General features: G+C 65.7%; 18 protein-coding genes. 8 read left to right on the top strand and 10 right to left on the bottom strand.

Going from position 1 to position 19,182, the window contains the following annotated elements; genetic code table 11:
• Positions 1-14: 14 nt before the first annotated feature.
• The 5 genes from glpK to ACZ0AJ_RS01380 all read left to right on the top strand — a co-directional run bounded on the left by glpK (position 15) and on the right by ACZ0AJ_RS01380 (position 6,438).
• A complete protein-coding gene (gene glpK, locus ACZ0AJ_RS01360; RefSeq protein WP_499453458.1) occupies positions 15-1,508 on the top strand; it encodes a glycerol kinase GlpK in 1,494 nt (497 codons plus the stop codon).
• Between the two features lie 177 nt (positions 1,509-1,685).
• Positions 1,686-2,198: a Csu type fimbrial protein gene (locus ACZ0AJ_RS01365; protein ID WP_499453460.1), complete on the top strand. Its 513-nt coding sequence runs from the start codon at positions 1,686-1,688 to the stop codon at positions 2,196-2,198.
• A 12-nt stretch (positions 2,199-2,210) separates the two neighbouring features.
• Positions 2,211-2,948, top strand: a complete 738-nt coding sequence (locus tag ACZ0AJ_RS01370; protein ID WP_499453462.1) for a fimbrial biogenesis chaperone — start codon at positions 2,211-2,213, stop codon at positions 2,946-2,948.
• 60 nt (positions 2,949-3,008) lie between these two features.
• The gene (locus ACZ0AJ_RS01375; RefSeq protein ID WP_499453464.1) at positions 3,009-5,426 is read left to right on the top strand and encodes a fimbria/pilus outer membrane usher protein; all 2,418 of its coding nucleotides are present in this window, start codon (positions 3,009-3,011) and stop codon (positions 5,424-5,426) included.
• A gap of 4 nt (positions 5,427-5,430) precedes the next feature.
• Positions 5,431-6,438 carry a Csu type fimbrial protein gene (locus ACZ0AJ_RS01380; protein WP_499453466.1) on the top strand — a complete coding sequence of 336 codons (1,008 nt, stop codon included), beginning with the start codon at positions 5,431-5,433 and terminating at the stop codon, positions 6,436-6,438.
• Positions 6,439-6,457: 19 nt separating this feature from the next.
• Here ACZ0AJ_RS01380 and ACZ0AJ_RS01385 read toward each other — a convergent pair whose 3' ends face one another.
• A complete protein-coding gene (locus ACZ0AJ_RS01385; RefSeq protein WP_499453468.1) occupies positions 6,458-8,752 on the bottom strand; it encodes a putative bifunctional diguanylate cyclase/phosphodiesterase in 2,295 nt (764 codons plus the stop codon).
• A gap of 344 nt (positions 8,753-9,096) precedes the next feature.
• Between ACZ0AJ_RS01385 and ACZ0AJ_RS01390 the strand changes: the two genes are divergently transcribed.
• On the top strand, positions 9,097-10,569 hold the full coding sequence (locus tag ACZ0AJ_RS01390; RefSeq protein ID WP_499453470.1) for a sensor domain-containing diguanylate cyclase: 1,473 nt from the start codon (positions 9,097-9,099) through the stop codon (positions 10,567-10,569).
• Positions 10,570-10,728: 159 nt separating this feature from the next.
• The gene (locus tag ACZ0AJ_RS01395; protein ID WP_499453472.1) at positions 10,729-11,136 is read left to right on the top strand and encodes a response regulator; all 408 of its coding nucleotides are present in this window, start codon (positions 10,729-10,731) and stop codon (positions 11,134-11,136) included.
• Positions 11,137-11,145: 9 nt separating this feature from the next.
• Here the strand turns inward: ACZ0AJ_RS01395 and udk are convergent, their stop codons facing one another.
• From udk to ACZ0AJ_RS01440, 9 genes are all read right to left on the bottom strand, one after another.
• On the bottom strand, positions 11,146-11,787 hold the full coding sequence (gene udk, locus ACZ0AJ_RS01400) for a uridine kinase (RefSeq protein WP_499453474.1): 642 nt from the start codon (positions 11,785-11,787) through the stop codon (positions 11,146-11,148).
• Positions 11,788-11,859: 72 nt separating this feature from the next.
• Entirely contained in the window at positions 11,860-12,627 is a 768-nt protein-coding gene (locus tag ACZ0AJ_RS01405; RefSeq protein WP_499453476.1) for an ABC transporter permease, read from the bottom strand.
• A gap of 2 nt (positions 12,628-12,629) precedes the next feature.
• On the bottom strand, positions 12,630-13,856 hold the full coding sequence (locus tag ACZ0AJ_RS01410) for an ABC transporter substrate-binding protein (protein WP_499453478.1): 1,227 nt from the start codon (positions 13,854-13,856) through the stop codon (positions 12,630-12,632).
• Positions 13,853-14,659 carry an ABC transporter ATP-binding protein gene (locus ACZ0AJ_RS01415; protein WP_499453480.1) on the bottom strand — a complete coding sequence of 269 codons (807 nt, stop codon included), beginning with the start codon at positions 14,657-14,659 and terminating at the stop codon, positions 13,853-13,855. The genes ACZ0AJ_RS01410 and ACZ0AJ_RS01415 overlap by 4 nt, the downstream gene beginning before the upstream one ends.
• Complete coding sequence (locus ACZ0AJ_RS01420; RefSeq protein ID WP_499453482.1) at positions 14,656-15,741, bottom strand: acyl-CoA dehydrogenase family protein; 1,086 nt, start codon at positions 15,739-15,741, stop codon at positions 14,656-14,658. The genes ACZ0AJ_RS01415 and ACZ0AJ_RS01420 overlap by 4 nt, the downstream gene beginning before the upstream one ends.
• On the bottom strand, positions 15,741-16,295 hold the full coding sequence (locus ACZ0AJ_RS01425; protein WP_499453484.1) for a carboxymuconolactone decarboxylase family protein: 555 nt from the start codon (positions 16,293-16,295) through the stop codon (positions 15,741-15,743). Before ACZ0AJ_RS01425 ends, ACZ0AJ_RS01420 begins: the two co-directional genes overlap by 1 nt.
• Positions 16,296-16,499: 204 nt before the next feature.
• Positions 16,500-16,757: a hypothetical protein gene (locus ACZ0AJ_RS01430; protein ID WP_499453486.1), complete on the bottom strand. Its 258-nt coding sequence runs from the start codon at positions 16,755-16,757 to the stop codon at positions 16,500-16,502.
• A gap of 281 nt (positions 16,758-17,038) precedes the next feature.
• The gene (locus ACZ0AJ_RS01435) at positions 17,039-17,428 is read right to left on the bottom strand and encodes a response regulator transcription factor (RefSeq protein WP_499453488.1); all 390 of its coding nucleotides are present in this window, start codon (positions 17,426-17,428) and stop codon (positions 17,039-17,041) included.
• A 178-nt stretch (positions 17,429-17,606) separates the two neighbouring features.
• Entirely contained in the window at positions 17,607-18,242 is a 636-nt protein-coding gene (locus tag ACZ0AJ_RS01440; protein WP_499453490.1) for a response regulator, read from the bottom strand.
• Positions 18,243-18,746: 504 nt separating this feature from the next.
• Here ACZ0AJ_RS01440 and mraZ point away from each other — a divergent pair.
• Entirely contained in the window at positions 18,747-19,175 is a 429-nt protein-coding gene (mraZ, locus tag ACZ0AJ_RS01445) for a division/cell wall cluster transcriptional repressor MraZ (RefSeq protein WP_499456699.1), read from the top strand.
• Positions 19,176-19,182: the final 7 nt, after the last annotated feature.

The following is a 19,182-nucleotide window of genomic DNA, read 5'->3' on the forward strand; positions in this document are numbered from 1 at the left end:
TTCCGGAGACCGCATTGACCCACTACATCCTCGCCCTCGACCAGGGCACCACCAGTTCGCGTGCGATCGTGTTCGACGATGCCGGCGTGGCCGTGGCCAGCTGCCAGCGCGAATTTCCCCAGCATTTCCCGCAACCCGGCTGGGTCGAGCACGATCCGGCGGACATCTGGGCCAGCCAGCTCGCCTGCGCGCGCGCCGCGCTGACCGACAGCGGCGTCGACCCTGCGCGCATCGCCGCGATCGGCATCGCCAATCAGCGCGAAACGACGCTCCTGTGGGACCGCGTTACCGGCGAACCCGTGGCCAACGCCATCGTCTGGCAAGACCGGCGCACGGCCGGCGCCTGCGACCGGCTGCGCGAAGCGGGCAGGGCGGCCATGATCGCCGAACTGACCGGGCTGGAACTGGACGCGTATTTTTCCGCCACCAAGCTGCAATGGTTGCTCGACCACGTCCCGGGCGCCCGCCAGCGCGCCGAGCGGGGCGAGCTGGCCTTTGGCACCGTCGACAGCTATCTGGTGTACCGCCTGTGCGGGCGCCACGTGACCGATACCAGCAACGCGGCGCGCACGATGCTCTTCAACATCCACACGCTGGCCTGGGATGACGCCTTGCTGGCGCTGTTCGACATCCCGCGCGCGGTGCTGCCCGAGATCGTGCCCAGCAGCGGCCTGGTCGGGCATGCCGCCGCCGAGTGGTTCGGCCACCCGATCCCGATTGCCGGCATTGCCGGCGACCAGCAGGCAGCCACCTTCGGCCAGGCGTGCCATCGCAAGGGCATGGTCAAGAATACCTATGGTACCGGCTGCTTCATGCTGATGCATGCCGGCGCAACGCCACCGGTATCGCATCACCGCCTGCTGTCGACCGTTGGCTGGACAATTGACGGGCGCACCGACTACCTGCTCGAAGGCAGCGTCTTCATGGGTGGCGCCACGGTGCAATGGTTACGCGATGGCCTGGGCATCATCCGCCAGTCGCGCGAGGTCGAGGCGCTGTCCACGAGCGTGCCCGATAGCGGCGGCGTGATGCTGGTGCCGGCATTTACCGGCCTGGGCGCGCCGCACTGGGATCCATACGCCCGCGCCACCATCCTCGGCATGACGCGCGGCACGACCGCCGCCCACATCGCGCGCGCCGCGCTCGAGGCCATCGCCTACCAGAGCGCCGAACTCCTGACGGCCATGCAGAAGGACGCCGCGTGCGCCGTCACCGAACTGCGCGCCGATGGCGGGGCGGCGCGCAACGACCTGCTGATGCAATTCCAGGCCGACCTGCTCGGCATCCCCGTGGTGCGCCCGCGCGTGACCGAAACAACGGCGCTGGGCGCCGCCTGGCTTGCAGGCCTCGCGTGCGGTGTCTGGGAGTCGCCTGCAACACTCGAACACCAGTGGCAGGTCGACACCTGTTTCGAGCCCCGGATGGCGGCCGAGCGCCGCGCGGCGCTGATGGCGCGCTGGGCGCGGGCAGTGGCACATGCACGATCCTGGGCCGAACCGGAGGATTAAATCCGCTGCTGGATGACAACGATGCAACGAGTGTTGCAAAAAACCAGCAAATCGCGCAGAGTCAGCAGAATTGAAAAAAGCGCTTTGATTCCTCATGGAAACACATGTATCATATTTTCTGAGTTGAGCAAGACGATGCGCGTCGCGGTGACAGCGCCCTTGAATCTGGAGAATATGATGATGACTACCCCAAAACGTATCCGTGTCCTGGCTGCTGTCCTGGCTGCTGTCATGCCTTTCACCACGGGCGCCGCGGTGTACTCCAAGAGCAAGAGCAGCACCTTCGACGTCACGATGCGCGTCGTGGCCGACTGCACCATCGCCGCCAACGGCATCGACTTCGGCCAGACCGGTGTCATCACCTCCGCGATCACCGGCTCGTCGAACATCAATGTGACCTGCACCAACACCACGCCCTACAACGTGGGCCTGGACGCCGGCACCGGCGCCGGTTCGGCCGGCACCACGCGCTTCCTGAGCGGCACCGGCGCCAACGTCGACACCGTCGCCGTCAACCTGTACCGCAGCGCCGGCTCTAGCCTGTGGGGCAATACCCAGGGCACCGACACGCTGGCCGGCACCGGTACCGGCAATGCGCAGACGCTGACCGTGTACGGTGAAATCCCGGTCCAGAAGTCGCCGACGCCGGACAACTACAAATCGACGATCACCGCGACCATCTACTTCTGATTGGAGTCGTGCATGCGGGGTTTCTTCTCCATCGCGCTGGCGGCGGCACTGTGTTCCGGGACGGCGGCGTATGGCGCCAACCTGCAGATTTCTCCGGTGTCGATCAGCTTCCAGCCCGGCCAGAACTCGGCCGGCATCCAGTTGCAGAACAATGGCGACACGCCGCTGTACGGCCAGGTCCGGGTGTATGCCTGGGACCAGCGTGACGGCATCGACGCCCTGACCCCGACCACGCAGCTCGTGGCCAGCCCGCCGATCATCGAGATCGCGGGCAAGAGCGCCCAGACGATCCGCCTCGTGCGCCGCGCCGGCACCGCAGTCGGTAACCCTTCGACACCGGGCGGCGCCGAACAGACCTACCGCATCCTGATCGATGAACTGCCGCGTGGCGACCCTCAGCAGGCCAACGTCGCGATCCGCCTGCAGTATTCGGTCCCGGCCTTCGTGCTGCCAAGCGATACGCAAGCTGCCCCGCAACTCGAATGGAGCACCTTCCAGCGCGCCGGCGCCTGGCATCTGCGCGCCCGCAATACCGGCGCGCTGCATGCGCAGATCGGCGCCACCAGCGTGACGGTCGGCAGCCGCGACGTCGTGCTCAGCAAAGGCTTGCTGGGTTACGCACTGCCTGGTCGCACGCGCGAATGGGCCTTGCCCGCCGACGTCGCCGGGGCACTGCCAGCGCCGCTCGCCATCGACACCAACGTCAACGCCAAGTCGCAGTCCGCCAAGGCGGCCGTCGCGCGCGACTGACGCCCGGGGCAGCCATGCACACGCGCCACCGGGCGTGGCTGGGCCCTGCGGTCGTCGTCCTTGCCTACCTGCCTGCTGGCCCTCGCCATCACACCTGCCACGCCCATCGCGGCAGCGGCCGCCATGGTGGCCGCCGCCCCGGCGTCGGCCTCGCTGGCCGCGCTCGACGCGCAGGCCGGCCTGGTGGCGGCCCAACCCACCGAACTGTATCTGGACGTGTCGATCGACGGCCAGTCCACGGGCCTGCTCGTCTCCGTGATCCAGCAGGGCGCCAGCCTGCGCATGACGGTCGAGAGCCTGCGCGAACTGGGCCTGGACCCGGCGCGCTTTGGCGTGGCCGACCGCGCCGATTTTCTGCTCGACGAGATCGACGGCATGACCTGGCGCTACGACAGCGCCGCCCAGACGCTGGCGCTGACCCTGTCGGATCGCCTGCGCGTGTCGCGCGTGATCAGCGCGCGTACCGTGCGCGCCAGCGGTGCTGGCCAGGCCAGCCGCGGCATGCTCCTGAACTACAACGTGTTCGCCCAGAGCAGCGGCGGCTCGGTGGCCAGCAATCTCGATCTGCGTTATTTCGATCCGCACGGCAGCTTGAGCAGCACCGGCGCGGCCATCCTGCGCGGCGAAGAGCGCGGCTACACGCGCTACGACACCACCTGGACTTACGCCAACCAGGACCGCTTGACCACCGTGCAACTGGGCGACACCGTCACCCCGGCGCTGAGCTGGTCGCGCGCGCTGCGCCTGGGCGGCATCGAGTGGCGCCGCAACTTCGAGCTGCGTCCGGACCTGGTGACCTATCCGGTGGCCTCGATTGCCGGTTCGGCGGTCGTCCCCACGAGCGTGGACCTGTTTGTCAACAATGTGCGCCAGTTCAGCACCAGCGTGCCGACCGGCCCGTTCGTGGTCGACCAGGTGGCGGGCCTGAACGGCGCCGGCCAGGCCACCGTCATCACGCGCGATGCGCTGGGGCGCGAAGTCGCCACCACGCTGCCGCTGTACGTCGACACGCGTCTGCTGGCGCGCGGCCTGACCGATTTCGCCGTCTCCCTTGGCGCGCTGCGGCGCGACTACGGCGTGGCATCGTTCCGCTACGGCGGTCCGGCGGTGGTGGGTTCGATACGCCATGGCTGGACCGACCGCCTGACGCTGGAAGGGCATGCCGAAGCCGGCAGCGGCCAGGTGCTGCTCGGCGGCGGCGTGCTTGCGCGCGTGCCGGGCGCCGGCGTGGCCAGCGGCGCACTGGCGGCCAGTGCCGGCCGCTACCGGGGCTGGCAAGCCACGCTCGGGTACCAGTACGTGTCGCCGCGCTTCGCGCTCGACCTGCAATCGATCCGCGCCAGCGCCGGCTTCGGCGACCTGGGCACGCTCGAAGGCACGCCGGTGCCGCGCGCGCTCGACCGGGCCAGCATCAGCACGGCATTCGGCGGCAACAGCTTCAGCATGAACCTGATTCAGCTGCGCACGCCGCTGGTGGCGGGCGTCGCGCCGGTGCTCGATCCGTTTGGCAATCCGTTGACCAGGTTGACTGCGCCGGCCCTGACCCCGACCCCGGCTCTGGTGACGCGCACCGTGTCGCTGGCCTGGTCGCGCAGCGTCGGCCTGCGCGGCTACTTCAGCCTGGGCGCATTCCAGGATCTCGAGCGGCGTGCCGAGCGGGGCATCACGGCCACCTTCAGCATGGCCTTCGATTCGCGCGTGGCGGTCAACACCAATGCGGGGCGCCAGCGCGGCGAGCAGGTGGCGTCGGTATCGATGGGGCGCGCGCCGGACTTCGACGGTGGCCTCGGGTGGGCCGTCCAGGCGGGCAAGACCGGCCCGCAACGCTACGACCAGGCCCAGCTGCAATACCTTGGCGCGCACGGCCGCGCGATCGTGTCGACGCAGCGCGTGGGCGAGAGCCGCAACACGAGCCTGGATGTCAGCGGCGCGGTTGTCGCGATGGATGGCGCGCTGATCACGGCGCGCAATGTCGGGCGCGGTTTCGCGCTCGTCTCGGGCGGCGCGCCCGACCTGCCGGTGCTGCAGGACAATCGCCCGATCGGTCGCACCGACCGCAACGGGCGCCTGCTGGTGCCCGACCTGCAACCGTACGCCACGAGCCGGATTGCGATCGACCCGTCGTCGCTGCCATCCGACACCCGCATCCCGCACACGGTCATCGAGATCGTGCCGCGTCAGAATGCCGGCGTGGTGGCGCGCTTCGCGATCGAGCGCTATGCGGCCGCAACGCTCACGCTGGTGCGCGCCGATGGCACGGTGCCCGACGTCGGCACGCTGGCGCGCCTGGACGGCAGCGAACTGACGGCGATGGTCGGGTACGATGGCGTGCTGTTCATCGAAGGCTTGCGCGCACAGAACCGCGTGCGCATCGGCAGCGGCAAGGATGGGTGCGAAGTGCGTTTCGACTACAAGCCGGTGGCGGGCGAACTGCCCGTGATCGGACCGCTGGTTTGCCAGCCCCTGCAAGGAGAATGACCAAATGATCGCAATCTGCCGCCCACGCGCGCCACGCCTGTGCCGCCTGATCCTGATGACTGTCACGCTGTGGTTGCTGGCCGCTACCGCGGCGCGCGCCGACAACTGCGTGGCCGCGATGACCGATGTCGACTTCGGCGTGGTCAGCCCGATCGTGGGCAGCGACGTGACCGCCAGCGGCACGCTGACCGTGACCTGCTACTGGACTATCGGGTCCAACCAACTGCTGCTGCCAGCGGCGAACGTCTGCGTCAACCTGGGCGTGGGCCCGGGCGGCGGCACGGGCGCCCCGCGCTACCTGCTCAACGGCAGCAACCGCCTGTCGTATAACCTCTACACCGACAGCTCGTACACGGCGGCCAAGATCTGGGGCAGCACCGCCAGCACCATCGGCGCCAGGCCGATCACCGCAACACTGGCAGGCTTGCTGGGATTGGGCGGGGTGACGCGCAGCTTCACCGTGTACGGAAAAATTCCGGCGGCGAGTCTGGTAGGCGTGGCCACGGTTGGCAATGCCGACACGGTGTATGGCGCCAGCTTCGCCGGCCACGGCACCGTGCAGTACGGCTTCGGCAGCGTGCCGTGCACGGCCGGCGCCAGCGCGGCATTCTCGTTCCAGGCACGCGCCACGGCGGTCAATAATTGTCTGATCAGTACCAGCAACCTGGCCTTTGCCAGCGGCAGCCCGATCAACGACCAGCGCATCAGTGCGCCGTTGAGCGTGGCCTGCACGGCCGACAGCACCTACCAGATCGCGCTGAACGGCGGTGTGTCGAACAATCCGGGGGCGCGCACGATGAAGAACAGCGTGACCGGCGAGACGATCGGCTACCGGATTTCATCGACACCCGACGGCGCGGCCTGGGGCGACGGCACGGCCGGCACCACGGTCTACAGCGGCACCGGCACCGGCAGCGCGCAGAACGTCATGATGTACGGGATCGTGCCAAGTCAGCGCGCCCCGACGCCGGGCGACTACCGCGACACGGTGACGGTGTTGCTGATGTTCTGATGAAAGGTCGGTGCGCCGTTCAGGCGGCGGCTTCGAGTTGGCTGATCAGTTCGCCCAGTGGCATCGGGCGGCAGAACAGGAAGCCCTGCATGCACGGTTTGCCGTGCGACGCGAGAAACTGCGCCTGCTCGCGGGTTTCGATGCCTTCGGCGACGACGCGCAGGCCAAGCTGGCCGGCCATGGCGAGGATGGACTTGACCAGCGCCGTGCCATTCACGTCGTGCGGCATGTCGCGCATGAAGCCCTTGTCGATCTTCAGTTCGTACAACGGCATTTTCTGCAGGTAGGCCAGGCTCGAGTAGCCGGTGCCGAAGTCGTCGATCGAGAACCGGATGCCCAGTTCGGCCAGCACATGCATTCGGGCGACGGTGGCGTCCATGTTCTCGACCAGCAGGCCTTCGGTCAGCTCGAAGATCAGCTGGGTGGCGGGCACGCCCGTCTCGGCGAGGATCGAGCGCACCACGTCGACGAAGTCGGCTTGCTGGAACTGGCGCGGGCTGACGTTGACCGACAGCGGCAGCGCGTGGCCGGCGCGCGACAGGCGCAGCCAGGACAGGCATGCCTGCCGCAGCACCCAGGTTCCCAGCGGGACGATCAGGCCGGTTTTTTCGGCGATCGGAATGAACACGTCGGGTGGCACCAGCACGCCGTCGGCACGGCGCCAGCGCAGCAGCGATTCGGCGCCGATCGGCTGGCCGTCGGGGCTGACCTGCAGCTGCAGGTGCAGCGCGAACTCGTCGTTGTCGAGGGCATTGCCCAGGTCGCGTTCGAGCATCAGCGTATTTTCGGCGGCGGCCAGCATGGTCGTTTCGAACAGGGCCGCGCCATTGCGGCCTGCGGCCTTGGCATGGTACATCGCCGTATCGGCTTCGCGCAGCAGGTCCTGGGCGGTCTGCTCGAGCCGGGTCGGCAGCGAAATGCCCACGCTTCCCGACGACTGGTAGACCTGGCCATCGATGTCGATGGGCCGGCGCAGGGCAGTGCCGACGCGCTCGGCCAACGCCATCGCGGCGGCGGTGGCCGCGCTGGCGTCGTCGCCAAGATGCTCGGCCAGCACGACGAATTCGTCGCCACCGAGGCGCGCCACGGTGTCGCGCCGGTGGACGGTATCGCGCAGGATGCCGGCCACGTGTTTCAGCAGGGCGTCCCCGGTCGCATGGCCGCGCGCATCGTTGACGCTCTTGAAGTTGTCCAGGTCGAGATACAGCACGGCCCCGATGCCTTCGCCGCGCTGCGCCTTGTCGACCAGGGTACCCAGGCGCTCCATCAGCAACCGGCGGTTCGGCAGTTCGGTCAGCACGTCGTAGAACGCCAGCTTGCGGATCGATTCGGCGGACTGGCGCTTCTCGGTAATATCGCGGCCGACGGCCACCCAGTGCGTGATCGGTCCGCCTTCGCCGGCAAACGGCACGATATCGACTTCCACCCAGCGGGGTTCGCCTGCTTTCGTGTAATTGACCAGTTGCGCCGACGCCGGTTCGTAACGCGCCATCGCGTCCGACAGGGCCGCGACGGTGTCGGTGCAGGTTTCCGGTCCGTGCAGGACATGCAGGCTTTGCCCGATGATTTCGTCGATGCGGTAACCGCTGTGGCGCTCGAACGCAGCGTTCGCAAAGATGATCGGCTGATGCGAGGTTTTCCCGGGAATTGCCTGGACGATCAGCACCATGTCGTGCAGGCCCGCCAGCGCTGCCGAGGTCAGTCGGCGTTCCTGATTGACCGCGCGCAATGTGGTGCGCTCCTGCTCGAGGGACGTGGAAACGGCGTCCGCCTTGTTCAGCGAACGCGACAAGCCCTTGAGTACGCTACCCGCCGTCAGCGTGCCCAGCGTGCCGACACATGCATAGTTGAGCGCGAAGAGCAGCGCGCCCACGGGCGAGTCGTTCGCGAGGTCGCCCATGGTCAGCTCGCTGTAGCCGGCCAGGCCGAGCACGATCATGGCCAGGGCGCCGGTCCCGATCGTGACATACGCCGCGCGCTGTCCCAGCAGGATCACGGCAATGACGGGTATCGCAAGAAGGTAGCAAAGGCCGACTGCGCCAACGGAGACGATTGAACCGACGGCAACGAAAAACAGCATGGCCAGGAAATTGACGACGCGGCTCGTGTGCGACAAGCGGTCGAAACGCCAGATCGCCAGGATCCACGCCAGTGCGATCGTGTCCATCAGGGCAACTTGCGGATAGCCCCGGTAGGCAGCAACCAGGGCGCTGGGCACGGCCACGACCAACGCCAGCACGAGCACTGCCGACATCAGCCTGGCAAAGGCGCGCACGCGCCACCGGAAGAGGTCCCGATTGATTCTATGAGGCATCCAGGCTGTCCAAAAATAGTGCAATCATTTGTAAATTTCCATCAGGAAACATTCTATCAGTTTGTATCAGATCACATCGTTCGATCCGTCCCTGTTGCGCGCACGCGACCATCAGCGCAGGTTCCCATGCTCTCCCGTCCGGCCCTGTATCTAAGCGATGAACAGAACGAGGCTTTACGTTCTAATCTGCAAGACATTTCCAAGAGGAACTATTAAGCTGTCGGGAATCTTTCTTTTCCCTCGTTGCCATTCTTGCCATGCCGCCTTCCGCCGATCTCAACCTGCTCCGCTTGCAACATCTCGACGAGCGGCGCAGACCGCTGGTCGTGCGGTCGATTATTTTGATGGCGTGCTTTTGCCTGTTGCTGATCGGTCTGCATGGGTGGAGCTTATGGGCGTCGCGCCAGGGTGAACTGGACCAGACGGCAATCAGCACCGAAAACATGGCACGCGCGCTGGCATCACACGCCGAGCGCTCGCTGACTGTGGCCGACTCGGTGCTGGCGGAGATGGTGGAACGCGTCGAGCAGTCAACCACGCAGCCGGTGGACATACGGCGCCTGCATGCACGGATGGCGCGCATCACGCGCACCAGCGAAGAAGTGCGCGAGTTGTTCATCTACGGCGCTGACGGCATGCGGCTGGCAACCTCGCTGCCAGCGGTGCTACCGGGCAGCAATATCGACCGCGAGTTTTTCCGTTACCACATGACCCATACCGACCTGGGCACGCGCATCGGCAAGCCGATTTTCAGCCGCTCCACGGGCGTCCAGACGATTCCCGTGTCGCGCCGGATCAACCGCCCCGATGGCAGTTTCGGCGGCGTTGCGATGGCGTCGCTCAATCTGGATTACTTCGGCAAGTTCTACGACAGCTTCGACGTCGGCCGCACCGGCACGATCATCCTGGCCATCGATGACGGCACACTGCTGTATCGCCGCCCGTTCAACGCCGTGATGGTGGGAACGAGCATCAGCAACGGTCCCGTGTTCCAGGCCTATTCGAAATCGGGCCCCGTCGGCACGGCGATGATGACTTCCAGGATCGATGGCGTCGAGCGCCTGTACAGTTACCGCCACCTGGACGGCTTTCCGCTGCTGGTGGCGACGGCCCAGTCGAAGGACGAAATTCTGGACGGCTGGTGGATGGCCGTGATCAAGATGAGCTGCGTGGTCGTGTTCGCCGTGTGCATGCTCGGCTGGGGAGGGCACCGCATGATCAGCCAGTTGCGCGTGCGCGAGGCGCTGGAGTCCGAATTGCGCGCGGCGCGCAGCGCGCTCGAACTGCACAATGTATCGCTGCGCCACCTGGCCGACGTCGACGCCCTGACCGGGCTGGCCAACCGGCGCCGCTTCGACGAAGTGCTGGCCGTCGAATACGAACGGGGACGCAGGAGCGGCCTGCCGTTTTCGCTGATCCTGCTCGATGTCGACCATTTCAAGAAGTTCAACGACTGCTATGGCCACGTCGCCGGCGACGACTGTCTGCGCCGGGTTGCGGGCGCGATCGCGTCGGGACCACGGCGGCCGACCGACCTGACGGCGCGCTACGGCGGCGAAGAATTCGCCATCATCCTGCCCGATACCGACAGCGATGGCGCCCGCGCGGTGGCCGAGAACATCCGGTGCGCCGTGCAGGCGCTTGGCCTGGCGCACGAGGGAAGTTCCTACGGCCATGTCACGGTCAGTCTCGGGGTCCATACCTGCGACCAGGCCGATGGCACGTGCGGCGCGCCGCTGGCCGCCATCGAAGCTGCGGACCGCCTGTTGTACCAGGCGAAGATGGATGGGCGCAATCGCCTGGTCGCCGGTCCGTAGCAGCGGCCGGCAGCGCGGGGCTGAACAGTTGCCTCAGATTGGCGGGACATCCGCCGGACAAGACACAACGCCAGGGCAATAGCTCGTCTATACTGTATTGATGATGCCGACGACCAGCAGGACCCCCACGAAGCGATTCACCGGAAGCCAGACTGTGCAATGACCAAGACAGACAATGCTGCCAAAAAAGTCATTCTGGTCGTCGAAGATCTTCCGTTCGACGCCGAATTCACGTTGCAGGCGCTGGAAAAATTCGAAGGCAGGGTCGATGTCGATGTCGCGCGCGACGGCTGGGATGCGCTGGTCCTGATGAAGCAACGTCATTTCGACCTGATCCTGATGGACCTGAAGATGCCCCGGATGGATGGCTTCGAGACGATGATCCTGATGCGGGGTTACCAGCTGCAGTACGACGTGCCGTTGATCATCCTGACCAACTCGGATCTCGACACCGACCGCGAGCGTGCCCGCCAGCTCGGCGCCGTCGACTATGTCCACAAGTCGGGCGACCTGGCCCGGTTCAGATCCGCGCTGCAGGCCACCGTCGAAAAGCACATGCGCGTCTGAGCGAGGTGTTCAGGGCCGCTTCGACCGGCCGATGATGCTCGCGACCTTGGTGGTGATCATGTCGACCGCCGGGCCGTTGGCGCCATGGGGCAGGATCACGTCGGCATTGCGCTTGGTGGGTTCGATGAACTGCTTGTGCATCGGCCGCACCGTGTCCAGGTACTGGCTGACGATGCTCTCCAGTGAACGGCCGCGTTCGGCAATATCGCGCTGCATGCGGCGGATGAAGCGCACGTCGGACGCCGTGTCGACAAAGATCTTCAGCGACATCATGTCGCGCAGATCGGCGTCGTACAGGGCAAACAGCCCTTCGACCACGATCACGGGCGCCGGCTTCACGGGAATGGTCTTGTCCGAGCGGTTGTCGATCGTGAAATCGTACTCGGGCATCGCGATCGGCTCGCCATTGCGCAGCGCCTGGACATGCTGGATCAGCAACGGCCAGTCGAACGCGTGCGGATGATCGTAGTTCTGCTTGCGGCGCACTTCGGGAGGCAGGTCGGACTGGTCGCGGTAGTAATCGTCCTGCATCACGATCGAAACCATGTCGGCGCCGAACGACGCCAGTACCTGCTGGGAGACCGTGGACTTGCCACTGCCGCTGCCACCGGCGACCCCGATGACGAATGGCGAAAAAGGAATGGAATTCATCCCTGCATGATACCGGAGCCTCCGGCGTACCGGTAGCAGGGCGCCCCCACCTTACCAGGGTGGGGGGCAGGATCACTTCAACGGCGCTGCCGGCTGCGCATGCAGCCAGCGTGCATGCACGAAGCGCGCCGCGTAATCGAGCGCGTAGCCGAGGATGCCGATCAGGATGATGGCCGCCGTCAGCTCCGAATACGCCAGCCGGTCACGCGTATCGAGGATGAAGTAGCCGAGGCCGGCCGACACGCCCAGCATTTCGGCCGGCACCAGCACGATCCAGATGATGCCGATCGCCAGCCGCACACCGGTGAGGATTTGCGCCGTGATCCCCGGCAGCACGAGGCGCCAGATCACTTCCCAGCGGGTGGCCGACAGCGAACGCGCCAGCAGCATCCAGTTCGGATCGAGCTGCGCCACGCCGGCGGCGGTGCTGAGCATCAGCGGCCACACGGCGGCAAACGCCAGCAGGAAGTACACCGGCGCGTCGCCCACCCCCAGCACCATCACGGCCAGCGGCATCCACGACAGCGGTGACACCATGCGCAGCAGCTGGAACAGCGGCGTGCTCGCCTGCGAGAACGCCTTCGACATGCCCACCAGGATCCCCAGCGGCACGCCGAACAGGATCGCAAAACCCAGGCCCACGGCCACCCGTGTCAGGCTCGTGCTCACATGCAGCCAGATATCCGGCCCGGTGACCATGACCTGGAACGCGCGCATGGTCTCGAGCGGCGCGAACATTGCGGCGATCGGGGTGCGCTGCTCGAGCGCCTGCACGCCCAGCGACCAGAGCACCACGGCCAGCGCAAAGCCGAGCAGCGGCCACAGAAAACGGCCCGCCATCGTCAGACCGCGATCGTTTCGGTGCGCAGCAGATTCGCCGGCAGGCCGAACGCGCCCGGGCCACCCGCCAGCCCGATCGACTTGCGCACGAAGCGGTCATCGATGAGGTCGCGCGCGACAAACTTCGGATCGAGCTTGGCCAGGAAGGCCGTGTCGCCTTCGACCTTGGTCTGGCCGATGGCGCGCACCAGTTCCTCGGTGTACGAGGCGAACGGGAACGGCTGGAAGTCGATGCGGCGCTGTTTCCACGCCGGGTGCGCGACGATGCCGCGCTTTTCGTAGTCGGTGTAGTCAGTGGTGGCCAGCACTTTCGTCAGCGCCTGCAACGGGTGCGGCGTGTAGCGGTTCGGACCGGCGTTCGACAGCAGCCGGGCCGTGTCGATCTGGTTCGAGCGCGACCAGAGCTGTGCATTGACGATGGCATTGGTGACGCGCTGCGACCATTCCGGCTTGTCGGTCAGGTCGCGCTCGGCCAGGAAGGTCACGCAGCAGGCGTGGTTTTTCCAGACGTCGCCCGAGAAGCGCAGCACCTTGCCGATGCGGGCGTTTTCGGCCGCGGCATTGAATGGCTCAGCCACGATGAAGCCGGCGATCGATTTGGTCGCCAGCGCCGACACCATCTCGGACGGCGACAGCACGATCAGATTGACTTCATTGGGCTTGATGGCGGCGCCGCGCGCACGCGTGACCACGGTGAGCTTGTTCGCGCCGAGGATTTTCTGCAGCAGGATGTTGTGGATCGAATACCAGAACGGGATCGCGACCGTCTTGCCGCCCAGGTCGGCAACCGAGTTGATCTCGTTCTGCACCGTCAGGGCCGAACCGTTGATGTGGTTCCAGGCCACGACCTTGGCCGGGAATTTCGCGCCGTAGCGCACGAACAGCGTGGCCGGCGACAGCAGGTGAATCACATTGACCTGGCCGGCCACGAACGCCTCGATGATCTGTGCCCAGCTGCGAAACAGCCGTGGGGTCTCGACTTTCAGGCCCTGTGCTTCGAACAGCTTGCGGCCATGCGCCACCAGCAGCGGCGCGGCGTCGGTGATCGGCAGGTAGCCGATTTTCACCGGCTGGTCGTCGCCCTTGAAGTTCTGCGCCATGGCGTCGCCCGCGAACAGCAGCGGCGATGCGGCCGCCGCGCCCGAGAGGGCCGACATGCGCAGGAAATCGCGCCGGGTCATGCCGCAATCGCAGTCGGAGGAAGCGCAGATGTGGATCGGGTTGGTCATGGATTGTCCTTGTTATGGTGTTCGGGCGAGGCAGAGACCGGGGCGCCGGCGCGCAGCGCCTGCAGGATGTCGAGGCGCAGTGCGACCACGCCGGCAGCGTGTTCTTCGCGCGGGCGCGGCAGGTCGACGCGCCATTCGCGCACGATGCGTCCCGGCTGGCCGGCCATCAGCAGGATGCGGTCGGCGACCAGGATCGCTTCATCGATATCGTGCGTGACCAGCAGCACGGCGGTGTGCCAGCGGTGCACCAGTTCGACGAGCAGCGTCTGCATCTCGGCGCGGGTGATGGCGTCGAGCGCCGAAAACGGTTCGTCGGCAAACAGCAGCTCGGGTTCGCGTGCCAGTGCGCGGGCCAGGGCCACGCGCTGGGCCTGGCCACCGGAGAGCTGCGCCGGGTAGGCATTGGCGCGGCCGGCCAGGCCGACAGCGTCGATGGCTTGCCGCACCCGCGCGGTGCGCGCGTCGCGCGCAATGGCCGGCTGGCGCGCGAAATCCAGGCCGAAGCCGACATTGCCTTCGACGTTCAGCCACGGCAGCAGGCTCGGTTGCTGGAACACGAGCGCGGCGCGCGGATGCGGCTGCAGCAGCGGCGCGCCGAGAAAATGCACGCTGCCGGCCTGCGGGCTGGACAGGCCGGCCAGCCCGCGCAGCAGCGTCGATTTGCCGCATCCACTGCCGCCGAGCAGGCACACGATTTCGCGCTTGTCCACGCCCAGCGTGATGTCGTCGACGACGGTGCGCCCGCCATAGCCGATGCGCAGATTGCTGGCCGCCAGCGCGACGGTCGGGTTCTGCCCGCTCATGCTGCGGCCTGTTTTTGCAGTTCGGCCTCCAGCTGCGTCACGCTCGGCGTGATGATCGGGACAAATGCCGACTCGCGCCAGCGGCGCGCGAAGCTGCGGTCGCGGTCCACCAGGTAGGCGCGGCCACCGCTGGCCTGCAGTTCGAGCATGACCGCCTGCGCGACGTTCGCCGCCAGCGCGATGCGCAGCCGGAACATTGGCGCGGCCGCAGTCTTGAAGCGGCCATCGGTCACGCCGGCCTTCAGCGCGCTTACGTGTTCTTCGAGCGCGGCCTGTTCGGCCTCGATGCGCGCGAGCAGGGGACCGCGCGCGGCGCCCGCCAGCGCATGGGCCGCGCGCAGGCTGGCGCGCGCCAGGCCGATCGACATGCCGCATTGCAGGCCGAGGAACGACGGCCGCACGCCCGGCAACCAGGCGCGCGCGTTCGGGTGCAGCACGTCATCGGCGCCGATCGGCACGGCGCCCAGCTTCACGGCGGCCGTATTACTGCCGCGCAGCGCCATGAGTTCGAGGTCGCTGCTGCGCGCCACGCCGGCGCGATCGCTGACGAACGCGACGACCGCCGGCGGCAGGTCGCCCGCCGAATTGACGGCGGCGGCGGCGATGAAGCCTTCCTTGCGCAGGTTGGTGATCCAGGCCAGCGCCCCGTCCAGCTGCCAGCCGTCGTCGACCGGCGTGGCGGTGATCTGCAGCGACTCGATCCCGGACAAAAATTTCATCGCATTCGACAGGCCCGTGGCGCCGGCATAGTCGCCGCGCATCAATGGGCCCAGCCAGCGCGTGCGCAGCGCGTCGTTCGGGCTTTGCAGCAGGTATTCGATGAAGGTGCGCTGGCCCCAGAACACGAACGACGCGGCGAGCGAATGCCCGGCCACGGCGGCGATGGCCTCGATGGCGTCGGTCGTGGCGCCGCCCGCGCCGCCGAGCGATTCCGGCACGCCGATGGCGAACAGGCCGGCGCCGGCCAGGCGCGGCACGATTTCGTGCGCCAGGTCAGGCGTCGTGTCGAGCGTATCGGCATTGGCCTGCAGCCAGGCCTGCAGGTCGGTCGACAGCGCGGTGGCGTGTTCGCCGCCGACCATCAGATCGCTCCGCTGGCGAAGGGTTGCAGCTGCGGGTTGATCGCGCTGCCGGCCAGCGAATTGGCAAAGTTGCACAGCGTGGCCAGGCTGATGCCCAGTACCACCTCGAGCGCCTGCTGCTCGTTGTAGCCCGCAGCCTGGAATGCGCGCCAGGCCGCATCGTCGACGGCGCCGCGGGTGGCAATCACGGCGTCTGCAAACAGGCGCACGGCGTCGAGGCGGGCGTCGCCGGTGTCGGCGCCTTGCTGCAGCGCGCGCACGGTCTCCACGGGCAGCTGGGCTTTTTTGAGCGCGATGGCGGTGTGGCCGGCGATGCAGAAATCGCAGCCGTGGATGCGCGCGGCGGTGATCTGCACCACTTCGCGCTCGGCCAGCGTCAGGCTCGTTTCGGCATTGATGCCCGAGACGGTCATATAGGTTTGCAGCGCTTGCGGCGAATTGGCCAGCACGCCGATCAGGTTTGGCAGGAAGCCATTGTTGGCGACGGCTTTGTCGACGAATGGGCGGCTGCCTTCGGGGGCGGTTTCTTGGGTGTGCAGGGTCAGTCGGGACATGGCGGCTCTCTTGGGTAGACGTTGGGTCGTTGATTCTAACGCGATCGCCGGGCGCGCTGCGGCAGGCGGTGCGATCTGCTGCCACTGGCGCGGCAAGACGTATTCAGCTGGCATTATCCGGTGCGGGGCGAGTGCGCCCTACGAACAAAAGCTGATAAGCAAATAACAAAAGTATCTGGCGCAGCAGAGGCTGCGCAGGAAGCGTCAGAAGTAGACGGTGACGCGGCCGGCGTCCGGGCCGGCGCTGCGCAGCGATGGCGCGGCCGGGGCATCGAGAAGATACGGCGTGGCCGGGCTGGCGCACTGCACCTGCACGGCGGCGCCGGCACTGACCGAGCAGGTGGCCACGATCGTCAGGCGCGCTTCGAAGCTTGCCGACACAACGTGCGCATCGGCACCGACCGGCAAGGTCAGGGTAGCGGTGGCCAGGAGAGCAGCAAGGAAACGGAGGGAGCGCGACATGCTTTGTGGTGGGCAACTAGCCGGTAGATGATCGATGAAGACCATCATAGCCACATCGGCAAAGCCGTGGGCGAACGCAGTGTGCAACGCTAAGAGGAAAGGATTTAGCGGTATTTCTGGTTTGATCGTATTTACTTGCCGGTTCGACGGGATGTGTTTCGCAGATCGACAACACGAAGCTGGATAGTTACGATAAAGATAAAAACAGTTGTCGTTTTTACGGGTTTTTACTGAATTAGAGAATAGTCTCTAAAAGCAATATTAATTTCAATAAAGAAATATCAGGCTGTGTTTTCCGGAAGACTCGCCAGCAATCCCGATACCGCGTCGATCAGTCCGATCGGGCTGAACGGCTTGACGATGTACAGATCGGCGCCGGCATCCATGCCAGCTGCGACATCGCTTTGCTGGCCGCAGGCCGACAGCAGCACGATCTTGACGCCGGCATTGGCCGGATCCTGCCGCAGTCGCGCGCAGACGTCGAGGCCGCTCTCGCCGGGGCCGAGCCAGATATCGAGCATGACGACGTCGGGCCGCTCGGCCGCAAACAGGGCAAGCGCCTGTTCGGCGTTGGCCGCTTCGACGATGCGGCCCAATGCCTGCAGGCTCAGTGAGATCAGCAGGCGCAGTTCGTCCTGGTCATCGACGACAAGAATGGTGTTAGTGGGCATCGCCGTGCTCCTGCCGTGAATAGGGGCTGATGGCCCTGGCCCAGTCGCACCGCAAGACAGGCAGGGTAGGCAGGGCAGGCAAGATCGGCAGGATCGGCATGGAGGCCAGGGTGGCGGTCATGGATGGGCTGGCATGAAAGGCGCGTCGATGCGCCGAGCATAGCAGTTCAGTTGCTGATCAAGCGCGCGCCAGACCGTGTTCAACAGCGGCGCGCAATTCGCCAAACGGCACCGGTTTCGGGAACACCGGAATATCGGCCGGCAAGCCCATCGCCTTGATCGTTGCACGGTCCAGGCCGCTGACCACGATCATGCTCATGCCGGCGCTGCCACTGTCTTCGCGCAGCGTGCGGATCATGCGGAACCCATCCATGCCCGGCATGTTCAGGTCGCTCACCAGCAGGTCGGGACGCTCTTCGCCAATGCGGATCAGGGCCTCGAAGCCGTTGTTGGCCTTGACCACGTCCAGGTCCATGCCCCAGCCGGCCATTTCGAGTTCGTACAGGCGCAGCATCAGGGGATCATCGTCCACCACCAGCACGCGCCGCGTCGATGACGCCGGAGCGGCTGGCGCGGCCGGTGGCGGCGCGTGCGCGGCGATGGCAACGCGACGCCCTTCGACCAGGCGGTTGACCGATTCCAGCGTGATGCGGCGGTGGCCGCCGGCCGTGCGCCACGCTTGCAGCGTACCGCTCTCCACCCACAGTTGCACCGTGCGATGCGACACGCCAAGGACTGCGGCCGCCTCCTTGGTCGAGCAAAAGTCGGCGGCGTTGTACGGTGCTGCCGGCTGCAAGTCGGGAGAATTTTTCATATTTACTGATGTTACGTTTTAAGTTTCCCAAAGTCAAAATAGTTAACCGGATAAATGAAGCATTCCTTAAACCAAAAGTTGTTATCCGGTGACGTCAAATCGGAGCATAGCGCATTGGCAAGTTCTTGGGGTGCATCAGAGTGCTGGATGCCCGTACAGTGGTTTCAAACACACGCTGGTTGTTACTTTACGTCAATCTTATTCTTTGCCTTGCGCTTGCACAAACGTAAATATGTGGTTGCGGAATGAGGCCCGACCTTCACTGTGACGGCTAAGTCCCTAATTTAAAGGAATATTTTGAATTGTCGAGTACCCCAAACATGCACCTAAGTCATTGGTTTCATTGGCAAAATTAGGAAAGCACGGTTGGGATTTCGCTTGACCGTCAACATTGCTTCCACTAAAGTGGGAAACAGTGTGAAAAAGTGTCGATTTGTGGGAAGAAATCCAGATCCCGGCGCCAGACAACAACGACCAACCGAATTCTCCAAGCTAGGCATTTACGTGTTCCAGGGCGCGTCAGCGATCAACCTCGATGCAAAAGGGCGGATGTCCATTCCAGCCAAGCATCGTGACGCCCTGAGACTTCAGTGCGAAGGTCGCGTCACGCTGACCAAGCACCCACAGGGCTGCCTGTTGTTCTTTCCGCGCCCGGTGTGGGAAGAGCATCGCAAGCAGATCGCCGCCTGGCCGATGTCGGCCCGTTCGTGGCAGCGTATTTTCCTTGGCAATGCCGTCGATGTCGAGCTCGACAGCGCCGGACGGATCCTGATCTCCCCCGAGCTGCGCGCTGCAGTCGGGCTCGAGAAGGAAGTGATGATGCTCGGTATGGGCAGCCACTTCGAAATCTGGAACGCCGCCAAACTGGCCGAGGACGAGGCCGCAGCTGTGGCTGGCGGCATGCCGGATGTACTTTCCAATTTTTCTTTCTGAGGCGCCG

It is taken from the genome of Telluria sp. AC161 (assembly GCF_979258535.1).